Origin of the sequence: Massilia haematophila (genome assembly GCF_042647645.1) — a bacterium.
Classification (GTDB): Bacteria; Pseudomonadota; Gammaproteobacteria; order Burkholderiales; family Burkholderiaceae_D; genus Telluria; species Telluria haematophila.
In genome coordinates this window covers 177,085-190,394 of sequence record NZ_JBHRVV010000001.1, presented here as the reverse complement: position 1 = coordinate 190,394, position 13,310 = coordinate 177,085, and the positions used below count along the sequence as shown (strand labels likewise).

12 protein-coding genes are annotated in these 13,310 nt (G+C 65.9%); 2 read left to right on the top strand and 10 right to left on the bottom strand.

Annotated features, from left to right (window positions below; translation table 11 throughout):
- Nucleotides 1-68 precede the first annotated feature (68 nt).
- From ggt to ACFOPH_RS00850, 3 genes are all read right to left on the bottom strand, one after another.
- Complete coding sequence (ggt, locus tag ACFOPH_RS00860; protein WP_312553975.1) at nucleotides 69-1,886, bottom strand: gamma-glutamyltransferase; 1,818 nt, start codon at nucleotides 1,884-1,886, stop codon at nucleotides 69-71.
- A gap of 126 nt (nucleotides 1,887-2,012) precedes the next feature.
- On the bottom strand, nucleotides 2,013-2,771 hold the full coding sequence (locus tag ACFOPH_RS00855) for a 3-hydroxyacyl-CoA dehydrogenase (RefSeq protein WP_312553973.1): 759 nt from the start codon (nucleotides 2,769-2,771) through the stop codon (nucleotides 2,013-2,015).
- A gap of 105 nt (nucleotides 2,772-2,876) precedes the next feature.
- The gene (locus tag ACFOPH_RS00850) at nucleotides 2,877-3,569 is read right to left on the bottom strand and encodes a hypothetical protein (protein ID WP_379732873.1); all 693 of its coding nucleotides are present in this window, start codon (nucleotides 3,567-3,569) and stop codon (nucleotides 2,877-2,879) included.
- 235 nt (nucleotides 3,570-3,804) lie between these two features.
- Between ACFOPH_RS00850 and ACFOPH_RS00845 the strand changes: the two genes are divergently transcribed.
- Both ACFOPH_RS00845 and ACFOPH_RS00840 read left to right on the top strand, forming a co-directional pair.
- Nucleotides 3,805-5,103 (top strand): acetyl-CoA hydrolase/transferase family protein, encoded by a 1,299-nt coding sequence (locus ACFOPH_RS00845; protein ID WP_312550160.1) that lies wholly within the window; start codon nucleotides 3,805-3,807, stop codon nucleotides 5,101-5,103.
- 120 nt (nucleotides 5,104-5,223) lie between these two features.
- Nucleotides 5,224-5,751, top strand: a complete 528-nt coding sequence (locus tag ACFOPH_RS00840; protein WP_312550161.1) for a DsbA family protein — start codon at nucleotides 5,224-5,226, stop codon at nucleotides 5,749-5,751.
- Between the two features lie 10 nt (nucleotides 5,752-5,761).
- On the opposite strand, the gene ACFOPH_RS00835 is transcribed toward ACFOPH_RS00840, so the two are convergent.
- The 7 genes from ACFOPH_RS00835 to ACFOPH_RS00805 all read right to left on the bottom strand — a co-directional run bounded on the left by ACFOPH_RS00835 (nucleotide 5,762) and on the right by ACFOPH_RS00805 (nucleotide 12,306).
- Nucleotides 5,762-8,065, bottom strand: coding sequence for a sodium-translocating pyrophosphatase (locus tag ACFOPH_RS00835; protein ID WP_379732871.1), 2,304 nt, complete (start codon nucleotides 8,063-8,065; stop codon nucleotides 5,762-5,764).
- Nucleotides 8,066-8,363: 298 nt separating this feature from the next.
- The gene (gene adk, locus ACFOPH_RS00830; protein WP_312550163.1) at nucleotides 8,364-9,020 is read right to left on the bottom strand and encodes an adenylate kinase; all 657 of its coding nucleotides are present in this window, start codon (nucleotides 9,018-9,020) and stop codon (nucleotides 8,364-8,366) included.
- 196 nt (nucleotides 9,021-9,216) lie between these two features.
- Complete coding sequence (gene kdsB, locus ACFOPH_RS00825; protein WP_312550164.1) at nucleotides 9,217-9,981, bottom strand: 3-deoxy-manno-octulosonate cytidylyltransferase; 765 nt, start codon at nucleotides 9,979-9,981, stop codon at nucleotides 9,217-9,219.
- Nucleotides 9,982-9,989: 8 nt separating this feature from the next.
- A complete protein-coding gene (locus ACFOPH_RS00820; RefSeq protein WP_312550165.1) occupies nucleotides 9,990-10,160 on the bottom strand; it encodes a Trm112 family protein in 171 nt (56 codons plus the stop codon).
- A complete protein-coding gene (gene lpxK, locus ACFOPH_RS00815; RefSeq protein WP_312550166.1) occupies nucleotides 10,141-11,187 on the bottom strand; it encodes a tetraacyldisaccharide 4'-kinase in 1,047 nt (348 codons plus the stop codon). The genes ACFOPH_RS00820 and lpxK overlap by 20 nt, the downstream gene beginning before the upstream one ends.
- 73 nt (nucleotides 11,188-11,260) lie before the next feature.
- Nucleotides 11,261-11,701, bottom strand: a complete 441-nt coding sequence (locus ACFOPH_RS00810) for an ExbD/TolR family protein (RefSeq protein ID WP_312550176.1) — start codon at nucleotides 11,699-11,701, stop codon at nucleotides 11,261-11,263.
- A complete protein-coding gene (locus ACFOPH_RS00805; RefSeq protein ID WP_312550167.1) occupies nucleotides 11,701-12,306 on the bottom strand; it encodes a MotA/TolQ/ExbB proton channel family protein in 606 nt (201 codons plus the stop codon). Before ACFOPH_RS00805 ends, ACFOPH_RS00810 begins: the two co-directional genes overlap by 1 nt.
- Nucleotides 12,307-13,310 lie beyond the last annotated feature (1,004 nt).

Genomic DNA, 13,310 nt, shown 5'->3' with positions numbered 1-13,310 from the left:
CTTGTCTGTTCCGTATTCACCCCACAAGGGTAACAAACAATCTGGAGCCAAAGGGAAATTATTGTTGCTTAATCACCCTTTGCAACGCCTTCGCGTCGCGGATCCGCACCACCGAACCACCAGGGCTCGCCGTGGATGGACATTCGCATGATGCCGTGCAGGCCGGAGTTCTGTTCGGTCTGCTGGACCTTGTGGCCGCGCGCCTTGAGGGCGTCAACCGTCGCCTGGGGGAAGCGTCCCGCCTCGATCTCGGTCGGACCGTTGCGGCTGCCGAAATTCGGCAAGGCGATCGCCTGCTGCATGTTCAGGCCCCAGTCGAGGGTGCCGACCAGGGTCTTGGCGACATAATTGATGATCGCCGGTCCGCCGGGCGAGCCGACCGCCAGCACCAGCTTGCCGGTCTGCTTGTCGAACACGATGGTCGGCGACATTGCGCTCCTCGGACGCTTGCCCGGCTGGACACGGTTCGCCACCGGACCGTCCTTGTCGCGCGCGGCGAAGGAGAAGTCGGTCAGCTGGTTGTTCAGGATGAAGCCGTCGACCATCTGGCGCGAGCCGAAGGCATCCTCGACGGTGGTGGTCATCGACAGGCCGGCGCCGTGGCCGTCGACCACCACCAGGTGCGAGGTGGAGGGGGTCTCGATGGCGTTGTCCCTGCCCCAGTTCCACGCCATTTCCATGCTGGGCGGATTGCCGGCCGGCGCCTCGCCCATCGAGCGTTCCCCGATCAGCGCGGCGCGACGTGCGAGATAATCCTTGTCGATCAGCGCCGGCAGGCCGCGCCCGGGCAGCGGCACGAAGTCGGTATCGGCGGCGTAGCGGTTGCGGTCGGCATAGGCCAGGCGCCCCACTTCGGAGAACAGGTGCACCGCATCCGGTCCCGGCACGCCGTCGGCCGGCGCCAGTTTCGCCATGTCGCGCGTCTCGAACATGCCCAGCATCTGGGCCACCGCGATGCCGCCCGAGGACGGCGGCGGCATGCCGCAGACGGTGTAGACGCGGTAGTCGCTGCAGACCGGTTCGCGCACCTTGGGGCGGTAAGCGGCGATGTCCCTGGTCGTGAGCAGGCCCGGGTTGGTCGGATGCGACCTGACCTTGTGCGCGATGTCGCGTGCGATGCGGCCCTGGTAGAAGGCATCGGCCCCCTTGGCCGCGATCTCGCGCAGCGTCTTCGCCAGCGCCGGGTTCTTCAGCACGTGGCCGACCGGCCAGGGCTGGCCCTCCTTGTCGTAGAAGTAGCTGGCCGCGGTCGGGTCCTTGCGAAGGTGGGCGTCCCACATCAGCATGCCGTTCAGGCGGGCGCTGACCGGGAAGCCCTGTTCGGACAGGCGGATCGCCGGCGCGAACAGGGTTTTCCAGGGCAGCTTGCCGTGCTGCTTGTGGGCCAGTTCGAGCATGCGCAGCACGCCCGGCGCGCCCACCGAGCGGCCGCCGACGACGCCGGCGGTGCGCGAGAGCGGCGTGCCGTCGGGCTTTTCGAACAGGTGCTCGTCGGCGGCGGCGGGCGCGGTCTCGCGGCCGTCGAAGGCCTGGGTCTTCTTGCCGTCGTAGTGCACCAGGAAGGCGCCGCCGCCGATGCCCGAGCTTTGCGGCTCGACCAGGGTAAGCACCATCTGGGTGGCGATCGCGGCATCGATCGCGCTGCCGCCTTTTTTCAACATCTCGTAACCGGCTTCGACCGCCAGCGGATTGGCGGCGGCCACCATGTATTTGCGCGCGGCCCAGCCGGCCTTCTCGGTATAGCCGGTCGCGATCTCGGGGGCGCGCTGGGCGCTGTCGTTGGCCGTCGCCTGGGCCGCCTCCTGGGCGAACACGTGGCCGACCGGCATGGCGCCGGCCAGGATGGCCAGGGCGGCGGCACTGGCGAGCATCTTCAACTTGATCATGGGTTCTCCAAAAGAAGGAAGGGCGTGACCGGCCAGCGGCCGTGCACGCCCAACATCGTCTGGCATCCTACATCAAATTGTCAGATGGCTCATGCCACGCTCTAATGTGACAGGTGTCCAGCTGCCTTATTTCGGTTGCATGCGGATGGCACCGTCGAGACGGATGGTCTCGCCATTCAGCATCACGTTCTCGATGATCGCCTTGGCCAGGTGCGCGTATTCCTTCGGCATGCCGAGGCGCGGCGGGAACGGGACCATCTTGCCCAGCGAATCGCGCACTTCCTGCGGCATGCCCATCAGCATCGGGGTCTCGAAGATGCCCGGGGCGATGGTCATCACGCGGATGCCGCTGCGCGCCAGGTCGCGCGCCATCGGCAGGGTCATGCCGGCCACGGCCGCTTTCGACGAGCCATAGGCCGCCTGGCCGATCTGGCCGTCGAAGGCCGCGACCGAGGCCGTGTTGATGATGATGCCGCGCTCGCCGTATTCGGCCGCTTCGGTATTGCCCATCGCTTCCGCCGCCAGGCGCGCCATGTTGAAGGTGCCGACCAGGTTGATGTTCACCGCGCGCTGGAACACGTCCAGCGGGTGCGGACCATCCTTGCCGACGGTCTTGACGGCCGGCGCCACGCCGGCGCAGTTGACCAGGCCGCGCAGGGTGCCGAGGGCCACCGCCGCCGCGACCACGGCTTGGCCGTCCGCTTCCTGGGTGACGTCGCACTTGACGAACTGGCCGCCGAGCTCGGCCGCCAGGGCGGCGCCCGCCTCGGCCTGCACGTCGGCGATGACGACCTTGCCGCCGGCTTCGGTGATCATGCGCGCAGTAGCTGCTCCCAGGCCCGACGCGCCGCCGGTGACGATGAACACATTATTCTGAATTTGCATGGTTTTTCCTTTTCGCGTTCTTTTTGACGTTTACGTTAACGTCAACCCGCGAGATTGTAGCGAACTTTTGACGGGAAAAACCACGTCCGCATTAAATGCCATGCATTAAAAGCATTGCATCGTGCTGCCATGCTGGGTGCATAGACGGCCCTGGCTGGTGAGCGCCGCATTGCCCACGCCGGTTTGGTAGGTGGTGCCGGCCGCGTCGTTGCAGGTGTTGCCGACACAATTGACCTGGGCTGGAGCGGGGCGCAGGGGCACCGGCTGCGCGGGCGGCGGCGCGGCCATCGGCAGGCCCGGCGCGGGCTGGACCTCGGGCACCCGCGCCACGTTGACCTGCACCGAACGGCGCGGCGCCGTCCTGGCCTGCTTGTTCGGGTCTTGTTTGCCCTTGCTCCTGGCCGGATCCGTCTGCTGAGGCGCCGGCCGCGCCGAGGGGTCGACCTCCTGGTGGCGGGGCTGCTGGGGCATGCCGCCGGCTTTTTCTTCCTGCGCCTGCGGGGTCTGCTCGGGTTGGGCGCCAGGCTCGGACCTGGGCGCCTGCGGATGCAGCTCCGGGCCGTAGCGCGGTCCGGTCGCCGCCGGCACCGGCGTCAGCTGCGGTGGCGACTGGCTCGATTGCGGCTGGCCCGACTGGGTTTGGCCCGACTGGGTTTGGCCCGACTGGGACGTCCCCGCCTGGGACTGAGCCGCCTGCGGCTGGGCCGCGTGCGCGGCCGCGGCGGCCGCCAGGGCCACCACCAGGGCCAGGGCGATCTGGGCGGCGCGGTAAGGTTTCGAGTGTTTGGCGCGTTTCATGGTGGACCTCCATGCGACAGCTTGACCGATAAGGCAATTATCTTCCGCCATGGTGGACAGGGGCGCGCGCTTCCGCGCCGCCGTCAAGTCCACGTCAGGAACCGGCGTTACGCTGGCGGCAGGGACACGCCTGCGGCAGCACGGCGGCGGCCACGAAAGCAACCCCGAAGGTGACCCCGAAGGTTACCTCGAAGTTACCTCGAAGTTACCTAAAAACCACAAGATGGAGACGGCAATGCAGACGGTTCAAGAGCTTTACCAGGCCCGGCGCACGAGCGCCGCGGATGCGCTGGCGCACCTGCGCGACAAGGACATGATCATCGTGCCGACCGGTGTCGGCGAGCCGCCCACCCTGCTCACCGCGCTGTCCGAGGGGCGTACCCGCTGGCAGGACATTCGCGTGGCCCAGATCCTGGCGATGCGCAAGTACGGTTATTTTGAGCAGGACACCGCGCGTCACGTACGCCACGCCGCCCTGTTCTTCGGCGGCGCCTCGCGCGGCGGCGGCCAGGGCGGCTGGTGCGATTTCATCCCGAATTATTTTTCCGAGATCCCGGCCCTCATCGAGCGCGGCCTGATGCCGGCCGACGTGGTGTTCGCCATGGCCTCGAGCATGAGCCCGCAGGGCTATTTTTCGCTCAGCCTGGGCACCGACTACACCATGGCGGCCGTGGCCAAGGCGCGCGTGGTGGTGCTGGAGGTAAACCCCAATGTGCCGTTCGCACACGGCCAGTGCCACGTGCACGTGTCGCAGGTCACGGCGCTGGTCGAGAGCGAGGATCCGATCATGGAAGTCGGCCTGCCCACCATCGGCCCGGTGCAGGAAGCCATCGGCAAGCACGTCGCCGACATGATCGAGGACGGCTCGACCCTGCAGATCGGCTACGGCGGCATTCCCGACGCGGTGGTGATGCAGCTGACCCACAAGCAGGACCTCGGCATCCACACCGAGATGATCGGCGACGGCATCCTCAAGCTGGTCGAGTGCGGCGCCGTCACCAACCGGCGCAAGACCCTGCTGCCGGGCAAGATGGTGGCGACCTTCGCCCTCGGCTCGCGCCGCCTGTACGAGTTCATGCACCAGAACCCGATGCTCGAGATGCACCCGTCGAACTTCACCAACGACCCGTACATCGCCGGGCAGAACGACAAGCTGGTCTCGATCAACGCCAGCCTGCAGGTGGACCTGCTGGGACAGTGCGGCAGCGAGAGCATCGCCCACCTGCCCTATTCCGGCACCGGCGGCCAGGTCGACTTCGTGCGCGCCGCGAATCGCTCGCGCGGCGGCAAGTCCTTCATCGTGTTGCCGTCCACCGCGAAGGACGGGACCATCTCGCGCATCGTGCCCACGCTTACGCCCGGCACCCACGCCACCACCAGCAAGAACGACGTCAACTACGTGGTCACCGAATACGGCGTGGCCCAGCTGCGCGGCAAGTCGGCCAAGCAGCGGGCCCAGGAACTGATCGCGATTGCCCATCCGGATTTCCGCGGCTGGCTGCGCGAGGAGGCAAACAAGATGTGCGTGTTCTGACCAGGCGCGGCGCGCTGAGACCGTGAGGGGGGTGACGCGCGGAAACCTGCGGCGCGCTCCCGACGCCTCGTGCCATCATGTTGCCGCGCCGGCATCGCCGGCATCACCGTGGAGGCATGGATGAGCACAGAACTGAGCATCTCGGACGACGATCACCTGCGCGGCAGCAGGAATGCGGCCGTCACCCTGATCGAGTACGCCGATTTCCAGTGTCCGTTTTGCGCCCGCGCGCATGCGGCGCTGAGCGAACTGCAAGCGCGCCATGGCGAACGCCTGGCCCTGGTGTTCCGGCACCTGCCGCTGGCCGACAAGCATCCGTTCGCCGAGGCGGCCGCCCAGGCGGCGGAAGCGGCCGGCGCCCAGGGCAAGTTCTGGGAAATGCACGACACGCTGTTCGCCAACCAGGCCAAGCTCGACGCCGGCGCGCTGTCGGCGATCGCCGACACCCTGGGCCTGGACGTGGACCGTTTCGACGACGAGGTCGAAGACGCACGCTATCGCGACCGCGTCGACGTCCACGCCGAACAGGCGCGCGCGCTCGGCGTGCACGGCACGCCCACCTTCTTCATCAACGGCGAGCGCTACCTGGGCGACTCGGATCACGCCTCGCTGTCGGCGGCGGTCGACAAGGCGCTCGCCGCAACCTGAGCGCGGACGTTCAGCCGCCGGGCGGGCGCGCATCCGGCGCCAGCCTTGCCTCGGCGGTCCCGGCGGGGACGCCGGTAGCCGACGCGGCGCCCGGCGCTGCAAGCGGTGCCGCATCGGACGCACTCACCGGCGCACTCACCGGCACGCTCATCGGCACGCTCATCGGCACGGTTACCTGCCCTTGCGGCGCCCGGTGCGCCGCGCTCGCTGCCGGCGTATGCACCGCTCCCTGCGACACGTCGCGCATGCCCGCGATCTGCGGCGCCGAGACCGACATCCATCCGGCCGCCGGCAGCAGCGGCACCAGCAGCAGCGCCACGATATTGATGATCTTGATGAGCGGATTGACCGCCGGGCCGGCCGTGTCCTTGTAGGGATCGCCCACGGTGTCGCCGGTCACCGCCGCCTTGTGGCTGTCCGAGCCCTTGCCGCCGTAGTTGCCGTCCTCGATGTATTTCTTGGCGTTGTCCCAGGCGCCGCCGCCGGTGGTCATCGAGATCGCCACGAACAGGCCGGTGATGATGGTGCCCATCAGCATGCCGCCCAGGGCCGCCGGTCCGAGCAGCATGCCGACCAGGATCGGCACCACCACCGGCAGCAGCGAGGGAAGGATCATCTCGCGGATCGCCGAGGCGGTCAGCATGTCGACCGCCTTGTCATACTCGGGCTTGCCGGTGCCGGCCATGATGCCGACGATGTCGCGGAACTGGCGCCGCACCTCGACCACCACCGCGCCGGCCGCGCGCCCCACCGCTTCCATCGCCATCGCCCCGAACAGGTAGGGAATCAGGCCGCCGATGAACAGGCCGACGATCACCATCGGGTTCGACAGTTCGAACACCACCGACTTGCCGACCGAATCGAGGGCATGAGTGTAATCGGCGAACAGCACCAGCGCGGCCAGGCCCGCCGAGCCGATCGCATAGCCCTTCGTGACGGCCTTGGTGGTATTGCCGACCGCGTCGAGCGGGTCGGTGATCGCGCGCACCGAATCGGGCATGCCGCTCATCTCGGCGATGCCGCCGGCGTTGTCGGTGATCGGCCCGTAGGCGTCGAGCGCGACGATGATGCCGGCCATCGACAGCATCGCCGTGGCCGCCACCGCGATCCCGTACAGCCCGCCCAGCTGGAAAGCGACCAGGATCGCGATGCACACCACCAGCACCGGGTAGGCGGTCGACTTCATCGACACCCCCAGCCCGGCGATGATGTTGGTGCCGTGCCCGGTGGTCGAGGCTTCGGCGATGTGGCGCACCGGCTTGAACTCGGTGCCGGTGTAGTACTCGGTGATGTAGACCATGAGCCCGGTCAGCACGATGCCGACGATCGCGCAGCCGAGCATGCTGGCGCGCATTTCCGGGTCCCCCCAGACCATCCAGGTGACGACGGCGAACCCGATCAGCGACAGCCCCGCCGCCCACCACAGGCCGGTGTACAGCGCCGACATGATCTTGCGTCCGGGACGGGCCCGCACCATCGCGCAGCCGATGATCGAGCCGATGATCGACACCGCGCCCAGCAGCAGCGGGTAGAGCACCGCGTCGCCGGCGCCGGCGTCGATCATCAGCGCGCCCAGCAGCATGGTGGCGATCAGTGTCACGACGTAGGTCTCGAACAGGTCGGCCGCCATGCCGGCGCAGTCGCCGACGTTGTCGCCGACATTGTCGGCAATCACGGCCGGATTGCGCGGATCGTCCTCGGGAATGCCAGCCTCGACCTTGCCGACCAGGTCGGCGCCGACGTCGGCGCCCTTGGTGAAGATGCCGCCGCCCAGGCGCGCGAAGATGGAGATCAGCGAGGCGCCGAAGGCCAGGCCGATCAGGGGCTTGATCACGTCGTGGCGCGACAGCGCACTGTCGCCGTTGGACGTGAGCGCCCAGTAGAACAGGGTAACGCCGAGCAGGCCCAGGCCGACCACCAGCATGCCGGTGATCGCGCCGCCCTTGAAGGCGACGTCGAGCGCTTCGTTCATGCCCTTGCTGGCCGCCTGGGCGGTGCGCACGTTGGCGCGCACCGAGACGTTCATGCCGATGAAGCCGCAGGCGCCGGACAGCACCGCGCCGGCCAGGAAGCCGATGGCGGTCCAGGCACCGAGCAGGAAGTAGATGGCAACGAGCAACACCAGGCCGACGATGCCGATGGTGCGGTACTGGCGTCCCAGGTAGGCGGCGGCGCCCTCCTGGATCGCGAGCGAGATTTCCTGCATGCGGGCGTTGCCCGCATCCTGGCGCAGGATCCAGGCGCGCGCCCAGAGTCCGTAGATGACCGCGATGACACCACACGCCACGGCAAACGTGATCAGGTTTGCTGCCATATCGTCCCCTTAGTTTTTGATCAAGTAACACCACACATTGAAAGAATGCCCAGCCCTTTGGCGGAGCAGTCTGCCTCACTGCGTACTGCAATCCTTTGATTCAAACCATTAGTACTCCCGAGCGTGTAAAAAAACCTCCATGGCAGCGTTGCACTCGTCTCGCCGTACTAGCGTACTGTCTTCGCGGTCCGCCGCTGCGGCGGTGCGCCTTGCCCTGGAGGCTTTTTTACACGCTCGGGGGGATGGGATATGAACGTAACCCCGAAAAAAAAGCGGACGCTTGCGTCCGCTTTCTGTCTTACTCGGAGAGTGCGGCGAAGGCCGCGTCTCTGACTTGTTCGACCGGGCCCACGCCCGAGATCTTGCGATACTTCGGGGCGCCGGGCAGGCCCGACTGGGCCCATTTGTTGTAGTAGCCGAGCAGCACTTCGGTCTGGTTGTGGTAGACCGACAGGCGCTTCTTGACGGTTTCTTCCTTGTCGTCGTCGCGCTGGACCAGCGGCTCGCCGGTGACGTCGTCGATGTCGGCGACCTTCGGCGGGTTGAACTTGGTGTGGTACACGCGGCCCGACGCCTGGTGGGTGCGGCGGCCGCTCATGCGCTCGACGATCAGTTCGTCGGGCACGTCGATTTCCAGCACGTAGTCGACGTTGATGCCGTTGTCCTTCATGGCGTCGGCCTGGGCGATGGTGCGCGGGAAGCCGTCGAACAGGTAGCCGTTGGCGCAATCGGCTTCCTGCAGGCGGTTCTTCACCAGGCCGATCATGATGTCGTCCGAGACCAGGCCGCCCGCGTCCATGACCTTTTTCGCCGCCAGGCCCAGCTCGGTGCCGGCCTTGATCGCCGCACGCAGCATGTCGCCGGTGGAGATCTGCGGGATGTTGTATTTTTCCTTGATGTAGTTAGCCTGGGTGCCTTTGCCGGCGCCGGGCGCTCCTAACAGAATGAGACGCATGAAGAATTCCTAAGACGGATGTTGATAACTGTAAATGTGTTGGCAAACAATCGGGATTGATGCATATCTGACTAGCTTGACACGAAACTTACCACAAAAGTCAGCGTCAACGCCAACCCCGGCGGGTAGCGTCGGGGTCGAAAACCTGAAATTTTTGAGGCGCCGCAGACGCTCCGCAAATCAATTTCTGCGGAGATCAAGACGGATAATGCAGGCGCACGCGCGCCAGGTCTTCCGGGGTGTCGACGCCCGCTTCGGGCGCGCTGTCGGTGACGTGGACCGCGATCGGATGCCCGTGCCACAGCACGCGCAGTTGTTCCAGGGCCTCGACCTGCTCCAGCGGCGACACCTCGAGGGCCGGATAGGCCTGCAGGAAGGCGTTGCTGTAGGCGTAGAGGCCGATGTGGCGCAGCGGCGCGTAATCGACCGGCAGCGCGGCCGGCAGCGTATGGCGCGAGGCGGCAAAGGCGTCGCGCGCCCAGGGAATGGTGGCGCGCGAAAAATACAAGGCCCGCCCCTGCCGGTCGAGCACCACCTTGACCACGTTCGGGTTGAACACGTCGGCAACCGCATGCAGCGGATGCGCGCAGGTGGCCATCGGCAACCCGGCCTCGATGCGGGCGGCGCAGGCGGCCAGCAGCGCGGGATCGATCAGCGGCTCGTCGCCCTGCAGGTTGACCACGACCTCCTCCGGACCGAGGCCGAGCGCGCGCGCCACTTCGGCGATGCGGTCGGTGCCCGACGGATGGTCGGCGCGCGTCATCACGGCCTCGACGCCGTGGGCGGCGCAGGCCGCCAGGATATCGGCATGGTCGGTGGCGACCACGATGCGGGTCGCGCCCGACGCACGGGCGCGCTCGGCCACGCGCACGACCATCGGCTTGCCGCCGAGGTCGGCCAGCGGCTTGTTCGGCAGGCGGGTCGACGCGAGCCGCGCCGGAATGATGACAGTGAACGTCATGTCGATACTCAGAGCGCCTCGATCTTGCGCGCCTGGTCGGCCCACATGATCGGAATGCCGTCGCGGATCGGGTATGCCAGGCGGTCCGGGCGGCAGGTCAGTTCCTGGGCCTTCTTATCGTATTCGAGCGGTCCCTTGCACAGCGGGCAGACCAGGATATCAAGCAGTCGAGCGTCCACGACATTTCTCCACAATTTGTTCGGCCAGCGCGGCATCGATGCGCGCGCTGACCGGCACGACCCACAGGCGCGGATCGTGCTTCAGGTTTTCAAGTTGCCCACATTTTACTGCATCCTTCTCGGTGATCAGGATGACATCGGCATCCACACGCGCAAACGGGTCTTCGCGAAAGTCGTAATGATCGGGCAGCGCCAGCTCCGCGAAGGTCAGTCCCGCATTGCGCAGCATGGCAAAGAAGCGGCCCGGATTGCCGATCCCGGCCGCGGCCAGGATGCGCCGGCCGGCAAGACTCGCCAGCGGCACGCGCTCGGCGGGGTCGCGCAGGCGCTCGGCGATGTCGCCCGCCAGCTGCATGCGGAAGGGCTGTCCGCCGACGGCGCGCGCCAGCTGCGGCGTGACGTCGGGCGCGTTGACCACCGTGAAGTCGCGCCGGCGCGCGGGCGGCTCGCGCAAGGGGCCGGCCGGCAGCAGCCAGCCGTTGCCGACGCCGCGTCCGTCGAACAGGATCACCTCGACGTCGCGCGCCAGGGCGTAATGCTGCAGGCCGTCATCGGTCAGGAGGACATCGACTTCCGGATGCGCCGCCAGCAGCGCCCTGCCCGCCTCGAAGCGCTTGCGGCCGACGAACACCGGCACCCTGGCGCGGCGCGCGATCAGGAGCGGCTCGTCGCCGACGGCGCGCGCATCGGAATCGACCGTCACCGCGCGCGGGCTGTCGCCGCCACCCTCTTCTGCGCTGCCGTGGCCGCGCGAGATCACGCCGGGGCGCATCCCGGCCTGGCGCAGGGCCTCGGCCAGCCAGATGGTCAGCGGCGTCTTGCCCGTACCGCCGATAAAGATATTGCCGACCACGACGACCGGCACCGGCAGGCGCCCGGACTTCAGGACGCCTGCGCGGAACAGGGCGGCGCGCAGCGCGGCAAGCGCACGGAACAGCAGCGACAGCGGCCACAGCGCGCAGGCCAGCGGGCCGCGGCGCAGCCAGGCGCGGGTCAGGGTCGATTCGAGGGAATTATTCTTGGACATGAAAGGCCTGGATCGCAGCAGCGGCGCCGGTGTCCGCCTGCTGCGATCGCGTGGACGCCGGGACCGCCCGGGTTTACTTCTTGCCGCCGGTCTGGGCGGCGAAGGTCAGCTTGTCATAGCCGGCCAGGCGCGCCGCCTCCAGCACGTTGATGACCATCTGGTGCATCGCGAACTGGTCGGCATTCACGATGACGACCGGGTCCGCCACCGGCTGGCCGTTCGGACCGGAGCGGGCCGCCGCCTTCAGGTCGTCGGCCAGGCCGGCCACGCCGTGGAAGGACACCGGCGTGTTGTTCACCGTGTAGTTACCCTTGGCGTCGATGGTGACGTTGATCTCGAACGGCTTCTCCGCCGCCTTCTCGGCGTCGGCCGTCGGCAGCGTGATCTGCAGCTCGGTGAACTTGCTGTAGGTAGTCGACACCATCAGGAAGATCAGCACGACCAGCAGCACGTCGATGAAGGGGATCAGGTTGATCTCCGGGTCCTCGCGCTTGCGGCCGCGGCGGAAATCGATCATTTGCGGTCACCGTGGACGACGTCGACGAATTTCACGGCCTGCAGCTCCATGTCGATGATGAAGCTGTCGACCAGGGCGCGGAAGTGGCGGTAGAACACCAGGGCCGGCATGGCGATCGCCAGGCCGAAGCCGGTGTTATACAGGGCCACCGAGATGCCGTGCGCGAGTTGGGCCGGATTGGCGCCGGCGGCGTTCTGCGAACCGAAGATCTCGATCATGCCGACCACGGTGCCGAACAGGCCCATCAGCGGCGCCAGCGAGGCGATGGTGCCGAGCGTGGTCAGGAAACGCTCGAGCACGTGGGCGACGCCGCGACCTGCCTCCTCGATCGACTCCTTCATGACCTCGCGCGGGGCGTCGACATTGCGCAGCGCGGCGGCCAGCACGGCGCCGAGCGGCGAATTGTTTTCCAGCGTGGCCACGATCTCGGGCGTTACTTTCCTGCTGCGGTAGACGTTGATGACTTCGCCCAGCAACTGCTTCGGAAGGATCTTCTCGCGGCGCAGGTAAATCAAGCGTTCAATGATGAGGGCCAAGGCAATGATCGAGGCAATCAACAATGGCCAGATGGGCCAGCCTGCGGCTTGGATAATGGCGAGCAAGTGAACTCCTGACAGAACAGTAACGAATTCGGCAATGTAACAAGTTGCCGCCGCTGCGGCAAGTACAGTTCTGCACAAGTTCTGTGGATAAAATTGTGCGCAAGCGCCTCCCCATGTTGGGATGCCGTTGATTCTTAAGGGAATTTTTCCCTTGCGCAAGAAAACGGCAGGGTTGGCAGCTCGGGGTTCGCGGCAGGCCGAGAGACTGAGCGGAGCCACTGCCTTACCCACTTTTGAACATTTTCTGTGGATAAAAATGTGCGCAATGAGACTGCATCCACGCTAAGCCATTGATTTGTCTCAATAATGTTTTGCTGCTGAAGAATGCGGCATGCACTCCCCATGCTCGCGTCATCTGGCGCCAACGCATTTCCCCACATTTTTTGTGGACAAAATTGTGAGCAAGAGTATTGATACACGTCAACATCATTGATTTCAAAGGAGAAAGTGCCTCTGCAAGGAAAGTAAGCAGTACGACTTGTCCACACCGACTTCGTTCGCTGGGGGAAGCGATGCATTAGCGGACTTGGCGCGATGAAGGCAAGCTGGGGACTATGCACACTTTCTGTGGAAAAGAATGTGAGCAAGGCCTTCCACGACAGCTTAAGTGTTTGAATATACGTCGCATTTTCCAACCGCCTGATTTTTGAGCAAGCACAACATTAAGCCGTGCGAAATACTGTAGCGCTCGGTTTAAGCTGGGAAAATGGACGAATCCATGCGGCCCCCTGATCGTTATGCACTACTCCCGCCGCCGACGCTTGACGCTGCGCGGGATGCCGGTAGCTCGGCCAACCGGCGCCCAGACCGAGCAGGTTTGCGCTTCTTCACATTTTCTGTGGACAAAATTGTGAGGAAGCGCCTTGCGATAGCGCAAGACCATTGATTTTAAATAGAAAAATTCTCCTGCACGATTTTTTAGCACGACCATTCCAGCCCATCGCTCCCACGCGACGAAGGGGAGTGAGACGAAGTTTTTCCCACAACCCCTGTCCACCAGCTCG